Raw genomic sequence first — 16322 nt, forward strand, 5'->3', positions numbered from 1 at the left:
CGTTTTGCGGCTAGGCCGATTTAGCCGTCTTTACCACAGCCTGCTCCCCTCTGATGAGTAAAGCCTGTTCATCAGTAAGCGGGCATAAATCGAGCGTCTTTTCATACTGCTTTAGGATTTGCTGCGCAGCATCGCCTAAATAAGTATTGTGCACATGGGGTACCGGATAGCAGGTTACCTCATTGAAGCCTTGATAGGATGAAAGCTCTGGTGCCTTTTGCCGCTCATCCATCAAGGAGATATATTCAATGCTTGGCGCCATGATGATACTCCCTGCGGATTCGCCGATGTACAGCTTCCCTTTATTGATCTCTTCTTTCAGCACGTCATCGAGACCATGCTTTCTCAATTCCTGCAGCAAATAAAATGTGTTCCCTCCTGATACGTATATCACATCATTTTGTTTAACCATCTTTATGATTTCTTCGATAGACTGCTCAGCTACCTGAACGATTTCTAGCTGCATATTGAGTTGATGAAAGGCTTCCTTCGCTGCCTCCACATAATGCGTGACTTCTTCCACAGCACTAGCTGTAGGGAAAAATGTCACGCGTTTTCCTTTTAACGATTCACCCGTAAAGTCAGACAAGAGAGAATAGCTGTCTTTGAATGAAGAGCATAAGAACATTTTTTTCACTGTGAATCCCCTCTTCTCTTTTTTTTATTTTGCCAATTCGTACATGGCTTGTGCATATAGTGCGGTTGCTCTTAGTAGATCGTCTATTTCGATATATTCATCCTTTTGATGTGCGCAATCTGGTCTGCCAGGGAAGAGAGGACCAAAGGCAACGCCCGCTTCTAAAGATCTCGCATACGTTCCTCCACCAATTGCAATCAGATGAGCTGGATTTCCAGTTTGCTCCTCATATACCCGCTGCAATGTTTTCACAAGCGGATGATCTTTTGAGACGTGATGCGGAGGGCTGTCGTCAAATTTCAGAAGGGTGGCCCCTTTAATGCCTTCGATCCCTTTTTTAACGTCCTTGCCATCTGCTGTCACTGGATAGCGGACATTTAATCCTAGCTTCGCTTCTTCGTTTTGTGTGTAGCGGATCGTGCCAACATTTAAAGTTAAATCTCCGCTAATGTCATCTTTGCACGCAATCCCCAGTTTTTCCCCTCTTGTATCTTGATCAAATAAAGCGTTGATTTGAGAAGTAAAAGTAAGCCCGTCTTGATCTAATTCTTGTCCACTGAGAAAATTGGCCATATGAATGCCCGCATTTGTGCCATGCGCAGGCTCCATGGCATGAACTGATTCGCCTTTTAATATAAATTGTAGTCCATTCTCTGCATTCTTTACCTCACCTAATAATTCATTGTCAGCAAGATATGCTTCAAAAGCTGTTTTTAATGATTCAACATCGTGGTCTTGTGCCGCTATCACAATGGCAGTTGCCTCATCTGGCACCATATTCAGCCGCATACCCGATGTGAATTTCTTGAGTGTATAGCGCTGATGTTGTTCTGTATGTTGATATGTAAATGACACAATGGCATCAATGATCCCTTTTTCCGCATGAATAATCGGAAAATCAGCATCTGGCGCAAATCCAATTTGCGGCATCGCCTCATGCTTGAAATAATGGTCCACACAGCGCCAATCACTTTCTTCATCGGTTCCAATGATCATTCGAATCTTTTTTGACAGCTTCATCCCTGTATCTTTTAACATCTTCAGTGCGTAGAAAGCCGCCATAGTTGGTCCTTTATCATCAATGGCGCCTCGTGCAAATATTTTATTTTCTCTTATGTCTGCTGAAAATGGCGGGGTTGTCCAGCCGTCACCAGCAGGCACAACGTCCACATGACAGAGCACACCTACAATGTCTTCGCCTTCTCCATATTCAATATGACCTGCATAGCCATCCACATTCTTGACTGTGAAGCCTTCGTCCTCCCCTTTTTTCAGCATATACTGAAGGGCTTGATCGACTTTTTCACCAAATGGCTTTCCTTCTTTTCCACCTTCTTCATCAAGCACACTTTCAATTTGTAAAAAAGATTGTGTGTCCTCAATCAAATCGTCTTTTTTTCGTATAACTTCAGCTTCCCAATTCATTTTTTCCATTCCTCCTTGAAAAAAGGTTGCATTCCACCCATAAAACGAATATTATATTAATTGTTTTGTAATAATGTTCGTAAATGGAGGATCTTATGTTTCAGTTAAAAGAAAACCAAACCAATATAAAGAGAGAATTAATCGCTGGTATGACGACATTCTTTACTATGGTCTATATTGTTGCCGTTAACCCAGGAATTCTTTCAAAAGCAGGCATTCCTTTTGACCAAGTCTTTACTGCAACAATTATCGCTGCTGTCGTCGGTACGCTCTGGATGGCACTCTTTGCAAATTATCCAATTGCGATTGCACCAGGTATGGGGCTGAATGTCTATTTCACCTTTACAGTTGTCGGTGGTGGCGGCATCAGCTATCAAACAGCGTTCAGTGCGGTATTTGTTGCTGGTATACTCTTTGTTATTTTATCGTTAACATCCCTTAGAAAACAACTGATTCAAGCCATTCCAGACAATTTAAAATACGGCATTACAGCCGGAATCGGGCTTTTTATTGCATTTATCGGGCTTCGTCAGTCTGGGATTATCACAGCTGATCCGGAAAATCTAGTGAAGCTTGGCAACTTAAGCTCGCCTGTTGTCATTTTAACGCTTGTCGGCTTAATGATCTCTGTTATTTTAATGGTACTTCAAATCAATGGTGCTCTGTTTATCGGCATGTTAGCCACAACGCTAATTGCCCTCGTAACAGGACAGCTTCATTTCCCTAAAATGCTGATGGACATTCCTGCACTGCCAGAAGGTATGCTGATTACAAATCCATTCGCTGCCTTTGGTGATGTATTCTCTCATCATTTGTATGCGGTCGTCTTCTCCTTCTTACTAGTGACGATTTTTGATACAACGGGCACAATGATCGGAGTGGCTGAACAAGCCGGACTCATGAAAAACGGGCAGCTGCCAAAGGTACGCAGAGCACTGCTTGCTGACTCTGCTGCAACGACGATTGGTTCTATGTTTGGAACAAGCCCAACGACAGCTTATATTGAATCATCCTCTGGGGTTGCTGCTGGCGGAAGAACCGGGCTAACGTCTTTAACAGTCGCTGCACTGTTTATTGTGGCTTTGTTTTTCGGCCCGCTTGTTCAGGCTATTTCTTCTTTACCGTCCATCACATCACCTGTTCTCATCATTGTTGGGTGCTTGATGATGAACTCCGTGTCACGCATTCGCTGGAATGAACTAGACGAAGCATTTCCTGCTTTTCTTGTGATTCTTTCCATGCCGCTGACATCTAGTATTTCAACCGGAATTTCACTTGGATTTATTTCTTATCCACTTGTAAAACTGGCAAAAGGAAAATGGAGAGAAGTACATGTTCTTGTTCTCATCTTTGCCATTTTATTTTTCATACAGCTCTTTTTCTTAGAAGGATAACAGAAACAAAACAGGCACATTCTAACAAGGGATGTGTCTTTTTGAGATCAGTGAATTTTTTATTTTGTAAATTTTCTGTGTTTATTTTTTGAAGGTTTAAACGTCTCAATATTCTCCATACCCCTTACGTTCATTGGGTTGTAACCGAATTCAAAACATGGTATATACCATAATTCGATTCATGAAGACAAGTTAAAAAACACGTAAAGTTGACTTTTTGGTGGAACTAGATGCATAATAACGTGTATAATAGAATAAAACATTAAGAAACACGAACATTTACCATTGTTGCATGTCCTTATTTCGCAGTTTTAGTGTAGTAAGTTGTGGTTAGTCAAGTCCATCCGATCTTATTGATAGGGAGTGGTTTTTTGAAACCTTCAACAAACCGTATGATGACTCGAATAAAATCAGTCTATATGTTCATTCAAGAGAAAGGTCTTGTGACGACACAAGAGCTGGTTGATGAATTCGGGATCACACCTAGAACCATTCAAAGAGACTTAAACGTGCTTGCCTATAACGATCTTGTTCATAGTCCAAGCAGAGGCAAATGGGAAACAACGAGAAAAAAAGTGAGAATATCATCTTAGCGTATAATGAACTGTCCATATAACAAAAAGAACCGGCATATTTGCCGGTTCTTCAGACCGTAGACAAACCCCACTTTTACTTCAAGTAAAAGTGGGGTTTTCACATTTTTTTGAAAAAACATCACGTGTTTTACGCTGGACATGGTACTTTCCATGTCCAGTTTGCTAGCTTTTTAAGGTTCATGGCAGCGAAAGTAAGCATCGCTTGCATTGAAACTTTTTTCAGCCCACGAAGTTTCGTCCAACGCATACCATGCTTTTCTTTTGCATCCGCAAAAACGCGTTCAATCGTTTCTTTCCGTTTTGCGTAGATGCTCTTATTTATTTCAGTAAGTCTCAGATTGTCTGCTTCATCTAGGTAATCCTGCCAAATATGCCGATGAATTTGTTTGGTGTGGTTTTGACTTTGGGTACAGTTATCTAAAAACGAGCAGGACTTACATACTTCTGAATCGGACGCATATTGCTTATAGCCTTCTCTAGTCGTTGTACGATAAGAGAGAATTTGCCCGTTGGGGCAAATGTAACAATCAAAATATGCATCGTATACGTATTCATTCTTTTTCAAATAACCAGCTTTTGTTCTTGGACGAGTGTAGGGCATGACAGGTCTTATCTCTTGATCCATTAAGAACTTAGCGATGTAAGGTGTTTTATATCCCGCATCTACTGCGACTACATTTGGTTTTCCGACTTTCTCTGTCACCTTTGATACGAGTGAATCCAACATACGACTATCATGAACATTTCCGCCTGTGACCAGCGAGCCTAAAATAAATCCTTTTGAATCACAAGCTGTATGAAATGAATAAGCAAATGACTTTTCACGTTCATCCTTTACATAGTAGCCACTCTCTGGGTCAGTTGTGCTGACCTTGATTTCTTTTGTTTCTTCTTTATTCTGTAGGGGTAAGGGCTTTTTTCCATGTTCTTCACGATCAATATTGATCTCTTCATGAAGCTGATTTTGATAACTTCGCGTTTCTACTCGAACGACTTTCTTTTCAAGTTTCTTCTTATTGGCATTCGCTTTGACATGAGTGGAATCAATGAAGGCAATAGACGGGTCAACGAACCCTTTTTTCATCGCTTCTCTTAAGATTCGGTAGAAAATTTGTTCAAATAAATCTGTATCGTGGAAGCGTCTCACGTAGTTTTTACCGAAGGTAGAAAAGTGCGGGATTTTCTCCGAAAACCCATATCCAATAAACCAACGATAAGCCACATTGGTTTCAATTTCTTTAATGGTTTGACGCATAGAGCGAATACCAAATAAATATTGAATTAAGACCATCTTAATGAGAACAACAGGATCAACACTTGGTCTTCCATTGTCGGAACTATAGTGATCTTTGACAAGATCATAAATAAAGTCAAAATCGATTGCTTGATCTATTTTCCGTACAAGATGATCTTGAGGCACTAATTCATCTAAAGCCACTACTTCTAATTGATTCCGTCTTTCTTCTTCACGTTTCGATAACATGTTTATCCCCCACAGATTATTGTTATTACCCTTATTATACAAAAAAGCTTGTAGACTTTGTCTACAAGCTGAAGAACCGGCATATTTGCCGGTTCTTTTCTTTTGTTCTATATTTATGGTCGATTGATTAAGCTGTCTAATTCTTCATCCGTCAATTCACGGTACTCCCCGGGCGCTAGATCTTCATCTAAAGAGACAGCTCCCATCGAGCGTCTTTTTAAAAAGATAACTTCATTTCCCACTGCTTGCGCCATGAGCTTCACTTGATGGTACTTTCCTTCAGTAATTGTTAAACGGATGCGTGTATCTTCACTTTCATTCGCATCTACTTCAACCTTCGCCGGCTTCGTGCGGTAATCATCTAAAATGATAACACCCTCTTCAAGGCGTTTTATGTCTTGATCTCCTAATGGATATTTCAAATGAACTTCGTACGTTTTTGGCACATGCTTCTTTGGAGAAAGTAATTGATGAGCAAGTTGTCCATCATTCGTGAGAAGGAGAAGACCGACTGTGTCCTTATCCAGCCTTCCAACAGGAAATGGCTCCCTTGCGATATCCTCCGGCTCAAGTAAATCGACGACCGTTTCATCCCGTAAATCTTCAGTAGCTGAGATGACCCCATCTGGTTTGTTCATCATTAAGTATATGAATTCTTTATACTCTACACGCTCTCCGTGTACGAGCACTTCATCATTCGATGGATCAACATGATCTTTCACCTGCTTCGCCAGTTCTCCATTCACGGTGACTGCCCGTGCCTTGACCAGCTTCTTTACATCTTTTCTTGAACCAAAGCCGCTGCTAGCAAGCAATTTATCAAGCCTCATGAAAACTCCACCTCTTCTTAACTCTTTTTTCTTAAAAATTTCGGCATACGACTGCCGAGTACACGCTCAAGTAATCCTACCTTATAAGATAAGAACAGATACACACCGCCGCCAGTAATCATTGAAATCAGAATGACGATACCCGCATTAACAATTCCACCTTCATACGAAATCACTTGGCTCACAAGCTGACATGTCACATACGCCACGACAGCCATAATCGCAGTTAAAATACCAATGAGAATAAATCGTTTGAAAATCCTGCGGAACGAATAACCTGCATGGCGCTTAATCATGATAAACATATATAAGATAGACGCACTATAGCCTAACGCAGTCGCAAGCACAGAACCATTTCCTTGCAGCCAACTGATGAGCGGAATGTTCAGAACCGTTTTAATGATGATCCCTAACAACAGACTGACGATGGCAAATTTTTGTTTGTTAATTCCCTGTAAAATCGCTGCATTAATGGTGAATAAAGAAAACAATAACGCAACAGGTGCATACCAGAACAAAATTGACATTCCAATCTCAGGATGAACAGACGGATAGAAAAACCAATAAACCGGTCCAGCCAATGCCGAGATACCAAATGAAGCAGGCAACACGAAAAATAATATGACCTGCATTGTCTGATCAATTTGTCTATTGAGCAGCTTGTAGTTACGAGCTGTAAATGATTCCGTAATCGTTGGAATCAAGGTTAAGCCAAACGCTGTTGCAAGCGACACAGGAATCATCACGAGCTTCGGTAAATATAACGTCACAATAGACAATACCGCTGTACTAATATCTTGATGTCCTGATGCAATCATGGCTCTGTTAATCGTGTTTGTATCGATATAAGAATAAATTGGAATTGCCAGTCCAACAAACACATACGGTGCCGCATAGCTAAACAGCTCTGTAAACATTTGCTTATAAGACAAGTCAGAGGAAGCACCTGTATTCGGCTGCATGGATAAGAGCCGATCCTTGCGCTTCAGCCAATATAAATAAAGCGTGAATAAACCGCCAAATGCGCCGATAAGTGCTGCAAATGTAGCATATCCGACAGCGATGACAAGACCGCCGTCAAGCACTTTTAAAATAACAAACGTTGCTGTTAATAGGAAGATAATTCTGACAAGCTGCTCAATAACTTGGGAAACAGCTGTCGGTCCCATCATAGAATGTCCTTGGAAGAACCCTCGCACAAGACTCATAATAGGTACAACCAAAAGACCTAAACTGACCATCCGAATCACATATACTACTTGATCGACAGTCAAACCGCCTGTTTCATTCGATCCACCAAGCTGAATCTTGGCAAAAATCGGTGCGGTCAAATATAAAATAGAAAAGGCGATAATCCCGGTGACAAGCATGACCGACATACCCGCCCTGAACATTTTTCTCGTTGTCTCATAATCGCCGATTGCATTATATTTAGATACAAATTTTGATACCGCTGTTGGAAAACCAAGCGTAGCAATACTTAAAAAGATCGTATACTGATTGTATCCATATTGGAATAGCGCTCCACCAGTAGCTCCAACCATTGCGCTAAATGGAATTAAATAAATCATACCAAGAATACGAGAGAGATAAGTCCCTATCGTTAAAACCAACGTACCACGAAGCAGTTTATTAGACATGCGCTTAACCACCATTTTTCTAATGAATATTCAACTCAACTATTTTACCACATCATTTCGACGCACAGGTAACAAATCCAATACAGAAGGTACAAAACCAATCAATTCATATTTCAGCCTTCCCCAATTTTCGTTATAATAGATAAATGACTGAAAGTAGAAAGAGGAATGTAACATGAAACATTATGATGTCATTGTCATTGGCGGTGGACCTTCTGGACTGATGGCCGCGATTGCATCAGCAGAGCACGGTGCAACTGTTCTGTTAATTGACAAAGGAAACAAACTTGGCAGAAAGCTTGCCATTTCTGGCGGTGGACGCTGTAACGTCACCAATCGCCTTCCAGTTGAAGAAATCATCAAGCATATTCCCGGAAACGGCCGTTTTTTATATAGTGCATTTTCTGAGTTCAATAATGAGGATATTATTTCATTTTTTGAAAACCTCGGCATTGCACTTAAAGAAGAAGACCATGGACGTATGTTCCCTGTCTCAAACAAAGCACAATCTGTTGTAGATGCCCTTTTAGACAGGCTCCGTAACCTCAATGTGACCATTCGAACGAATGAGAAAATTAAAACAGTTCTGTATCAAGACGGACAAGCAGCTGGAATTGTTACAAATAATGATGAAAAAATTTCAAGTAACGCTGTTGTGATTGCTGTTGGCGGAAAAAGCGTGCCGCATACTGGTTCTACTGGTGACGGCTACGCATGGGCAGAAGCCGCTGGTCATACGATTACAGAGCTCTTCCCAACAGAAGTACCGGTCACATCAGATGAACGTTTTATTAAAGAAAAAGTGCTCCAAGGGCTTTCTTTAAGAAGTGTGGCTGTCAGTGTTTTAAATAAAAAAGGAAAACCTGTCGTCACACATGTCATGGATATGATCTTTACACACTTTGGCTTATCCGGCCCAGCTGTTCTTAGATGCAGCGGATTTGTGGTGAAAGAATTAAAAAAACAGCCAACCGTCCGTCTGCAAATAGACTTGTATCCAAAGCTTAATGACGAGGAGCTTTTTCAAAAGCTACATCGAGACCTAAAAGAAGAACCGAAAAAAGCCATTAAAAATGTTCTGAAATCTTGGATGCAAGAACGTTATTTACTGTTTTTGTTGGAGAGAAACGGAATTGATCCGCAAGACACTTTTTCGGGTCTTGCTAAGGATAAACTGCGCGCATTCGCCCATGATTGCAAACATTTTATCGTTCATGCGAACGGTACGCTCTCTTTGGACAAAGCGTTTGTCACAGGAGGCGGCGTTTCTGTGAAAGAAATTGAACCGAAGAAAATGGCGTCAAAAAAAATGCCTGGTCTTTATTTTTGCGGAGAAATTCTAGACATTCATGGTTATACAGGCGGATACAATATCACGTCAGCACTTGTAACAGGCAGGCTTGCTGGTATGAATGCTGCACTCGAAGCAAAGGAGAGGTTTTCATGATAAGACGTGCACTTCCGATTATCCTAGCAGTTGCGATTAGTTTGACAGCCGCTATCTTCTTAAAACTGTCCATTACCCCGTTAAAAGTCGCCATTGTGTTGGCGTTTACCATCTTCGCTGTTTGTTTAAAAGAATACGTCTACCGTCTTCGAAAACGAATTGAAGAAAAATCATCTTCACATATCGATAGTTGATTAATGGAAGCAAAACATGTTACGGTAAAGTAGAGGTCGAGTGAGAAGCTCGCCTCTTTTTGTTTGAAAATAGTTGAGATAGGGGATATTAAACAAAATCCTCTGCTTAAACGTGTAGAACAACAGGAGAGTGAGATGGTGTGAAAAACGTATCAAGTGTATTTTGGATTGTGATTGCGATCACATTTGTTGCCGTTATATGGGGAGCTTTTTCTCCAGAAACACTGCAAAATGTCACAGATCAAATTCAAACATACATTACAAATGACTTTGGCTGGTATTACTTGTTAGTGGTGTCACTGCTCGTCGGCTTTTGTCTATTCTTTATTTTTAGCCCGATCGGTAAGATTACGCTAGGAAAACCTGGGGAAGAGCCTGAATTCGGCTTATTTTCTTGGTTTGCGATGCTATTTAGTGCCGGTATGGGAATTGGTCTTGTTTTTTACGGAGCAGCTGAACCGATCAGCCACTATGCCATACAGTCACCAACAGGTGAGACTGAAACGGCACAGGCATTCCGAGATTCCCTTCGATATACATTTTTCCATTGGGGACTTCATGCTTGGGCTATTTATGCCATTGTTGCACTTTGTATTGCTTACTTTAAATTTAGAAAAGATGCACCTGGCTTAATCAGTGCAACGTTGCAGCCAGTTTTAGGAAATAAAACGAATGGATGGATCGGAAAAACCATCGATTGTATTGCGGTATTTGCAACTGTAGTTGGTGTTGCGACAAGCCTAGGATTAGGTGCGGCACAAATAAACGGTGGGTTGAATTACCTGTTTCAAATTCCGAATGCTTTTAGCACACAATTGATCATTATCATGATTGTGACCGTGCTTTTCCTTGCATCAGCTCTAAGCGGGATTGGAAAAGGCATTAAATATTTAAGTAATATCAACATGGTATTAGCAGCTGTTCTGATGTTTTTCTTACTTTTGGTAGGTCCAACTGTTTTTATCTTAAATTCATTTACTGACTCAATTGGGCAATACTTATCCAACATCGTTCAAATGAGCTTCCGTCTATCTCCAAATGATCCCGAAAAGAGAGAATGGATTAATGGATGGACAATCTTTTATTGGGCATGGTGGATTTCTTGGGCACCATTTGTCGGAATCTTTATCGCAAGGGTGTCACGCGGACGAACGATTCGAGAATTTTTAGTAGGTGTCTTAGTGGCTCCTTCTATCCTAGTATTCCTATGGTTCTCCATTTTCGGTGTATCTGCAATGGATTTACAGCAAAAGAATATTGTCGATGTTGCAGGTCTATCAACAGAAACAATGCTCTTCGGTGTACTAAATGAATATCCGCTGGCGATGATCACATCGATTCTAGCACTTATTTTAATCGCTATATTCTTTATTACATCGGCTGATTCAGCTACATTTGTGCTTGGAATGCAGACAACCTATGGATCATTGAACCCTTCTGGCAGTGTGAAAGTTAGCTGGGGTATCATCCAATCTTCTGTTGCTGCCGTACTTTTATTTTCAGGGGGACTTGAAGCCCTGCAAAATACAGCCAAGCTCGCAGCCTTGCCGTTCTCCGTTGTCATTATTTTGATGATTGTCTCACTGTACAAGTCATTGAATGATGAACGAAGAGCCATCAAGCAAGCCAATAAAGTCAGTAAACCACGAAGTCCAAGAGTAAAAAAAGCATAATCTCAAGCGAAAAAAGCCGTTCCTCATAAGAACGGCTTTTTTCTATATATACAATTTAAGATTGTTGCAAGCATGAGGATTCCTGTAAAATAATGATGAAATCATTTCTACATAATGGAGGTTTATATGACGCTGCCTACATTCAAGTACAACCCAGATCCAGTTTCGTTAAACGTCATCAAAAAAGAGAATACGACTTGTCCTGTTTGCGAACAAGAAAGAGAATATGTGTATTATGGTCCATTTTATGCTGTTGAAGATGATGTGAATGGAATTTGCCCTTGGTGCATTAAAGATGGTTCAGCTGCTAAGAAATACGATGGCATGTTTCAAGACGATGTAAGCTGTGATGACGTTGATCAAGAGGAATATATAGATGAACTGATCTATAGAACACCAGGTTATCGCGGATGGCAGCAGGAATATTGGTTAAGCCATTGCGGAGATTTTTGCGCGATCGTTCAGTATGTCGGATGGAAAGAGATAGAACATTTAGAGGAAGAGCTCACAGAAGATATCGAAGACATTTGCAGCGGCGGAGGATTAACGAAAGAGAACCTAAAACAATGGCTCATCAACGGCGGAGATCTGCAAGGCTACCTCTTTCAATGTGTCCACTGCAACAAGCGTCGTTTATATATTGATGCTAGTTAAACAAAGTAAAGGACCCTTCAAACAGGTCCTTTTTTTGATACAATCTATCTATTTTTTATATAAAATGAGGGCAGAAAAACAGTAGAGCTGTTCTCCTCCTTGCTCACAGATCACCGCTACATTGTACTTGATGTCAATGATTTGGTCGTCATCCATGCCTTTTAAAAAAAGATTAATTTCGCTCTGCAAATCTTTTTCGTGCTCTTCATCAAATACAGCTACCTTTAGCACATATGCCACTCTCCCTTCTCTCGCTACTCTATCTTTATGCACATTAAGGCAGGCATATGAACAAAAAAAGCCTTTCATTTGTAAGATGAAAGGACTTCTGTTTACAGCTTCGGTTTTGTTTCTCCTGTCCAAGCAAGCATTCCGCCAACGACATTGGTCGCTTGATAGCCTTGGTCTTCTAGGAAATAGCAGACATTTTCACTACGTTTACCAGAGCGGCAAATAATATAATACTCCTGCGTTTGATCGAATGCATCCAGTTTCTCGGGGATATCTCCCATTCGAATGTGGACCGCTTCAGGAATCATACCTTCTGCTACTTCCTCGTCCTCACGCACATCAACAAGCTGAATCGCTTCTCCTTGCTCTAGCTTTTGTTTTAATTCTTCTATTGAGATTTCTTTAACTGACACGGCGCTCATCTCTCCTTTTCATCACAGTGACACCATTATAGCAAATGAACCGCATCACTGTGTATTCACCCGCTTCGATTGTAGGAAAGATGGCAGGCGTTTCTTCACTTCGGCTGCCCGTTGCTCACTGTCAAACTCTACTTTTCTGAATACTTGATAAGCCAGCCACATATGGACATAGGCGAGCATACTCACACTAAAGAACGGCACGATGCCCGGCAAATAAGCAAAGAGAACAAACATCAGGGCCGAGAAAACGAGCATACAGAGTGTATATTGCAAATATGAGATACCGAGCAAAAGAGAGAATTTCAAATAGAGACGTTTTTTCCAATCATAATGAGCCAGCAGCGGAAAAATATAAAACAAGCTCACAACAAAGAGAAAACCAAAGATATAAATGGCAAAACGAAGCACATATAAAAACCAGCTCGTTGGATAAATAAACGCAAGGTCTACATAAATAATCGTCCCTATGACCAGTAGCGTCACTCCAATTAAGTTAGAGCGTACAAACTCCTCACGGTACACCTTCCAAAAAGTCTGGAAAACGCTAACTTGCTCATGCCCTTGTATCCACTTTCTCATCACTGAAAATAACGCAGTGGTCGCAGGCATCAATCCAAAGATCCCAAGCCCCAGCATGGTGAACAGCAGCCATAGCAAATTCGTATAGGCGAGTCTCATCACCCACTCACACATTCGCAGCATTCTGCTCATTGAACCATCATGATCCATCTCTTTCCCCTCCTCTCTTTCTTATGACACTGTCTCTTTTTGAAGAAGCTCTTCTATGTCAATTGGACGCTTCTCTGCAACAGACCGCCACATGCCTTCTCCAAGTGCAATCGAATAAGCACCAGCCTCTGCTCCTGCTGATATGTCATAGTGAATTAGAGGATCTTTCCCTATAAATAAATCTGCCAAAAGCAAAGGATCTCCGCCGCCATGTCCCCCAGGCTGCTTCACGACTTCAATCGTCTCTTTTGCCCCAAACATCGGATAATAAGCAATCGTCTGTTCTGGGAATTGAAAAGGAATTCTTGATGGCACATGAAACTCATTTGTTTCAATCCGCCCTTTCGTCCCATTGATAGCAAGCCGGTATCCTTCGTAGGGTGCTGAGAATTGAATCGAATAGCTGAAAAGAGCCCCCTGGTCATATGCCACTGATGCCACATATGTATCTTCAATGTCAATTTCTTCATCAAAAATACAGGCGTCTGGGCGATAATTGGCGTATTGCTGCGTCTGCTCCTGACCGAATTCGATATGATCGTCCTCGACCTTTGTCCGTTCTACTCTCGGATTCCACCTTGCTTCATAATGACATGTATCCTTCACATGACATGTTCCGCAATACCTGTTTTCTTCCCCCTGCAAAGGATTCCAAGGACTTTGATCTCCGTAATAGTTCAGCGCCCCATAGGCAAATACTTGCTTCGGCTTTTGATTGATCCACCAATTAACCAAATCAAAATGATGCGTCGATTTATGAACGGATAGTCCGCCAGAGAATTGCCGCGTGCGGTTCCATCTTTTGAAATAACTAGCGCCATGATACGTATCAATGAGCCAGCTCAGTTCAACAGATGTAACCCTTCCAATCTTTCCTTCTAAAATGAGTTCTTTGATCTTTCGATGAAATGGATTGTAGCGATAATTGAAAGTGACTGTGACCTTCCCTTTACTTTCCTTTTCTTTTTCCATTACCTTTTTGGCGTCTTTTGCTGTTGTGACCATCGGTTTTTCAGTGATGACATCGAGGTCATGTTCAAGTGCTTGCAAAATATAGGTGACATGGGTGTCATCCCTTCCTGCCACAATGACGATATCTGGCTTTGCTTCCTTCACCATTTGATCAAATGCCTCTTCATGAAAAAACGAGACGTCCCGCAGTGTTGGAAAACGCTCCTGACAAAGTGTATACCGGTGATGATCTATATCTAATAGTCCTGTAATCCTGTAATGCTTATTGAAATCCTCTGTGAGCGGTTTAATAAACATATTGAACGCACGATGACTGAGTCCGCAAACTACGACCCGTTTCACAGTCCCCACCCCTTTTTCTATCGATTTTCACGAAGTTGTTTCATGAGAGACAGCGCCTCTTTGGACTTGTCTGCATAAACGGGAATAAAAGCGACCATATCTCGGTGTAATCGAAAGGTATAGCCGTTTAGCTTTTTTGTGCCTTTGTTAACTTGAACCGCATAATCGACCGTCTTCCCTGTCTTTTGATCCTCGGTCGTATATGGCCCTGCCGCTTGATCATCTATGCTCATCTCTTCAAGCAATTGAAAGCTTTCAGGATCATCATACGTTCGAAACATCTCTTCCGGGACAAGCATGATGTCCCCCTCTTTTGAAGTAATTTCAACAAGAAGTTTTTCAGGAATCGCCGGAAAGATGTGGACGCTATACGTTTCTTGTTCCGTTTGAAAAGCCTTCTCGACTAATTGATCCTTCATCCCCTTGGACATGTCAGAAAAAATCAGAACATCGATACCGTTTGTTTCCCCATGACAGGCTGACAAACAAAAGGCAGCGATGAAACTGATGAGCCATACCGCAGCCTTTTTTTTCCTCTTCATGCCTTTTGAAAAACAGGCAGCTTCTCTAGCTCAGTTAATGCCATAATAAATGCGCCTGCCCCGTGCAAGTCATTTGTGCTTCTCTCTCTACCGACGTAGTAATCATAAAACCCAGCAGATGTTCCGATGCATATATCATTGATGGTAAATTCACCGGTTTCTGTCTCAGCCGTCTTATGCTGGATTAAGCCTTGATATGCTTTCACCACATGATCTGTGTAACGGAGGCTGACATATCCTTCGTTCATGGCTTTTGCCATGGCGTACATGAATAGACACGATCCAGAGCTTTCAAGCCAATTGTCGCTATGCGTCCCTTTATCAATGATTTGATGCCAGAGACCTGTATCTTGATCCTGGTACCTAGCTACACTTTCCAGCATGTCTGTCATCGTTTCCTTCCACACTTTTCTCCCTTCATGCTGCTCTGGCAGATCCTCGATCATGTCTGCTAATGCAAGGACATACCAGCCAAATGATCTTGCCCAAAACTCGGGAGAACAGCCTGTCTTTTGATCAGCCCATGGCATCACTTTTCGTTCGTCCCACGCGTGATAATACAAACCTGTTTTTTCATCTTTTGTATGCTTTCTCATGAGATGCTCTTGATGGATCACCATATCCACCAGCTCCTCTTCACCTTTCAGCTTTGCATACTTTAAGGCAAAGGGCCCTCCCATGTAGAGACCATCCAGCCACATTTGATAAGCATAATTGTCTTTATGCCAAAATCCGCCCTCAGATGTGCGATTCAGTGTGCGATAAAGCCCGCGGAGCTTCTCCGCTGCCAACACATACCGCTTCTCTTCTGTTCGTTCATAAAGAGGGAATAAAATGAGCCCTGCTTGGATCGCATCAAGCTCATCTCTCCGGAATAACAGGTTTCCATACTCATCAATGAGCGAATCTGCATAGCTTTTCACATAATTGAAATACGTCTCGTTCCCCGTTGACTCATATAGCTTCATCACACCGCAAAGAAAAACCCCTTGATGATAATGCCATCTTCCAGCTGGAGGCAGCTCTATTGGTGTATGCGCTTTCATAATTGTTTGTGCTAATTTCTCTGCATGCTCAAGTGGTGATCCTTTTTCGGTCAATAATGTCATTC

Annotated in this window: 17 protein-coding genes; 6 read left to right on the forward strand and 11 right to left on the reverse strand. The window is 41.5% G+C overall.

Going from position 1 to position 16322, the window contains the following annotated elements; all coding sequences use genetic code 11:
* Positions 1–10: 10 nt before the first annotated feature.
* On the reverse strand, positions 11–637 hold the full coding sequence (locus MHI35_RS13450) for a Type 1 glutamine amidotransferase-like domain-containing protein (protein ID WP_335349246.1): 627 nt from the start codon (positions 635–637) through the stop codon (positions 11–13).
* A gap of 24 nt (positions 638–661) precedes the next feature.
* A complete protein-coding gene (gene pepV, locus MHI35_RS13455; protein ID WP_335349245.1) occupies positions 662–2062 on the reverse strand; it encodes a dipeptidase PepV in 1401 nt (466 codons plus the stop codon).
* Between the two features lie 95 nt (positions 2063–2157).
* On the opposite strand from pepV, the gene MHI35_RS13460 reads away from it, so the two are divergent.
* Together MHI35_RS13460 and MHI35_RS13465 are read left to right on the forward strand one after the other, a co-directional pair.
* Positions 2158–3456 carry an NCS2 family permease gene (locus MHI35_RS13460; RefSeq protein WP_012010938.1) on the forward strand — a complete coding sequence of 433 codons (1299 nt, stop codon included), beginning with the start codon at positions 2158–2160 and terminating at the stop codon, positions 3454–3456.
* Positions 3457–3827: 371 nt separating this feature from the next.
* The gene (locus MHI35_RS13465) at positions 3828–4049 is read left to right on the forward strand and encodes a DeoR family transcriptional regulator (protein WP_119125252.1); all 222 of its coding nucleotides are present in this window, start codon (positions 3828–3830) and stop codon (positions 4047–4049) included.
* A gap of 130 nt (positions 4050–4179) precedes the next feature.
* Here the strand turns inward: MHI35_RS13465 and MHI35_RS13470 are convergent, their stop codons facing one another.
* The 3 genes from MHI35_RS13470 to MHI35_RS13480 all read right to left on the reverse strand — a co-directional run bounded on the left by MHI35_RS13470 (position 4180) and on the right by MHI35_RS13480 (position 8005).
* Entirely contained in the window at positions 4180–5535 is a 1356-nt protein-coding gene (locus MHI35_RS13470; RefSeq protein ID WP_284553666.1) for an IS1182-like element ISBpu1 family transposase, read from the reverse strand.
* A gap of 113 nt (positions 5536–5648) precedes the next feature.
* Positions 5649–6365, reverse strand: coding sequence for a pseudouridine synthase (locus tag MHI35_RS13475; protein ID WP_144487008.1), 717 nt, complete (start codon positions 6363–6365; stop codon positions 5649–5651).
* A gap of 17 nt (positions 6366–6382) precedes the next feature.
* Positions 6383–8005 carry a putative polysaccharide biosynthesis protein gene (locus tag MHI35_RS13480; RefSeq protein WP_211062853.1) on the reverse strand — a complete coding sequence of 541 codons (1623 nt, stop codon included), beginning with the start codon at positions 8003–8005 and terminating at the stop codon, positions 6383–6385.
* A 175-nt stretch (positions 8006–8180) separates the two neighbouring features.
* On the opposite strand from MHI35_RS13480, the gene MHI35_RS13485 reads away from it, so the two are divergent.
* The 4 genes from MHI35_RS13485 to MHI35_RS13500 all read left to right on the forward strand — a co-directional run bounded on the left by MHI35_RS13485 (position 8181) and on the right by MHI35_RS13500 (position 11973).
* Positions 8181–9452, forward strand: coding sequence for a BaiN/RdsA family NAD(P)/FAD-dependent oxidoreductase (locus tag MHI35_RS13485; RefSeq protein ID WP_144523040.1), 1272 nt, complete (start codon positions 8181–8183; stop codon positions 9450–9452).
* Positions 9449–9646 carry a hypothetical protein gene (locus MHI35_RS13490; RefSeq protein ID WP_335349724.1) on the forward strand — a complete coding sequence of 66 codons (198 nt, stop codon included), beginning with the start codon at positions 9449–9451 and terminating at the stop codon, positions 9644–9646. Before MHI35_RS13485 ends, MHI35_RS13490 begins: the two co-directional genes overlap by 4 nt.
* A gap of 140 nt (positions 9647–9786) precedes the next feature.
* Positions 9787–11319 (forward strand): glycine betaine transporter OpuD, encoded by a 1533-nt coding sequence (gene opuD / locus MHI35_RS13495; RefSeq protein WP_144523042.1) that lies wholly within the window; start codon positions 9787–9789, stop codon positions 11317–11319.
* Between the two features lie 126 nt (positions 11320–11445).
* Positions 11446–11973, forward strand: a complete 528-nt coding sequence (locus MHI35_RS13500) for a CbrC family protein (RefSeq protein ID WP_335349725.1) — start codon at positions 11446–11448, stop codon at positions 11971–11973.
* A 48-nt stretch (positions 11974–12021) separates the two neighbouring features.
* On the opposite strand, the gene MHI35_RS13505 is transcribed toward MHI35_RS13500, so the two are convergent.
* From MHI35_RS13505 to MHI35_RS13530, 6 genes are all read right to left on the reverse strand, one after another.
* Entirely contained in the window at positions 12022–12204 is a 183-nt protein-coding gene (locus tag MHI35_RS13505; RefSeq protein ID WP_003217582.1) for a sporulation protein Cse60, read from the reverse strand.
* A 101-nt stretch (positions 12205–12305) separates the two neighbouring features.
* The gene (locus MHI35_RS13510) at positions 12306–12617 is read right to left on the reverse strand and encodes a rhodanese-like domain-containing protein (protein ID WP_144523044.1); all 312 of its coding nucleotides are present in this window, start codon (positions 12615–12617) and stop codon (positions 12306–12308) included.
* 54 nt (positions 12618–12671) lie between these two features.
* The gene (locus tag MHI35_RS13515; RefSeq protein ID WP_211062848.1) at positions 12672–13355 is read right to left on the reverse strand and encodes a YesL family protein; all 684 of its coding nucleotides are present in this window, start codon (positions 13353–13355) and stop codon (positions 12672–12674) included.
* Positions 13356–13376: 21 nt separating this feature from the next.
* Positions 13377–14669, reverse strand: a complete 1293-nt coding sequence (locus MHI35_RS13520) for a Gfo/Idh/MocA family protein (RefSeq protein WP_211062847.1) — start codon at positions 14667–14669, stop codon at positions 13377–13379.
* A gap of 17 nt (positions 14670–14686) precedes the next feature.
* Positions 14687–15211: a lipoprotein YteS gene (locus MHI35_RS13525; protein ID WP_211062846.1), complete on the reverse strand. Its 525-nt coding sequence runs from the start codon at positions 15209–15211 to the stop codon at positions 14687–14689.
* Positions 15208–16320 carry a glycoside hydrolase family 88/105 protein gene (locus tag MHI35_RS13530; RefSeq protein WP_144523048.1) on the reverse strand — a complete coding sequence of 371 codons (1113 nt, stop codon included), beginning with the start codon at positions 16318–16320 and terminating at the stop codon, positions 15208–15210. The genes MHI35_RS13525 and MHI35_RS13530 overlap by 4 nt, the downstream gene beginning before the upstream one ends.
* Positions 16321–16322: the final 2 nt, after the last annotated feature.

The organism is Bacillus sp. FSL K6-3459 (genome assembly GCF_038003305.1).
Lineage (GTDB): Bacteria > Bacillota > Bacilli > Bacillales > Bacillaceae > Bacillus > Bacillus pumilus_O.

What these genes read in the sequence shown, in the direction of transcription:
- pepV (WP_335349245.1), bottom strand. Translation starts at nt 2,062, where the DNA reads ATGAATTGGGAAGCTGAAGTTATACGAAAAAAAGACGATTTGATTGAG.
- MHI35_RS13460 (WP_012010938.1), top strand. Translation starts at nt 2,158, where the DNA reads ATGTTTCAGTTAAAAGAAAACCAAACCAATATAAAGAGAGAATTAATC.
- MHI35_RS13470 (WP_284553666.1), bottom strand. Translation starts at nt 5,535, where the DNA reads ATGTTATCGAAACGTGAAGAAGAAAGACGGAATCAATTAGAAGTAGTG.
- MHI35_RS13475 (WP_144487008.1), bottom strand. Translation starts at nt 6,365, where the DNA reads ATGAGGCTTGATAAATTGCTTGCTAGCAGCGGCTTTGGTTCAAGAAAA.
- MHI35_RS13480 (WP_211062853.1), bottom strand. Translation starts at nt 8,005, where the DNA reads ATGTCTAATAAACTGCTTCGTGGTACGTTGGTTTTAACGATAGGGACT.
- MHI35_RS13485 (WP_144523040.1), top strand. Translation starts at nt 8,181, where the DNA reads ATGAAACATTATGATGTCATTGTCATTGGCGGTGGACCTTCTGGACTG.
- MHI35_RS13490 (WP_335349724.1), top strand. Translation starts at nt 9,449, where the DNA reads ATGATAAGACGTGCACTTCCGATTATCCTAGCAGTTGCGATTAGTTTG.
- MHI35_RS13500 (WP_335349725.1), top strand. Translation starts at nt 11,446, where the DNA reads ATGACGCTGCCTACATTCAAGTACAACCCAGATCCAGTTTCGTTAAAC.
- MHI35_RS13515 (WP_211062848.1), bottom strand. Translation starts at nt 13,355, where the DNA reads ATGGATCATGATGGTTCAATGAGCAGAATGCTGCGAATGTGTGAGTGG.
- MHI35_RS13525 (WP_211062846.1), bottom strand. Translation starts at nt 15,211, where the DNA reads ATGAAGAGGAAAAAAAAGGCTGCGGTATGGCTCATCAGTTTCATCGCT.
- MHI35_RS13530 (WP_144523048.1), bottom strand. Translation starts at nt 16,320, where the DNA reads ATGACATTATTGACCGAAAAAGGATCACCACTTGAGCATGCAGAGAAA.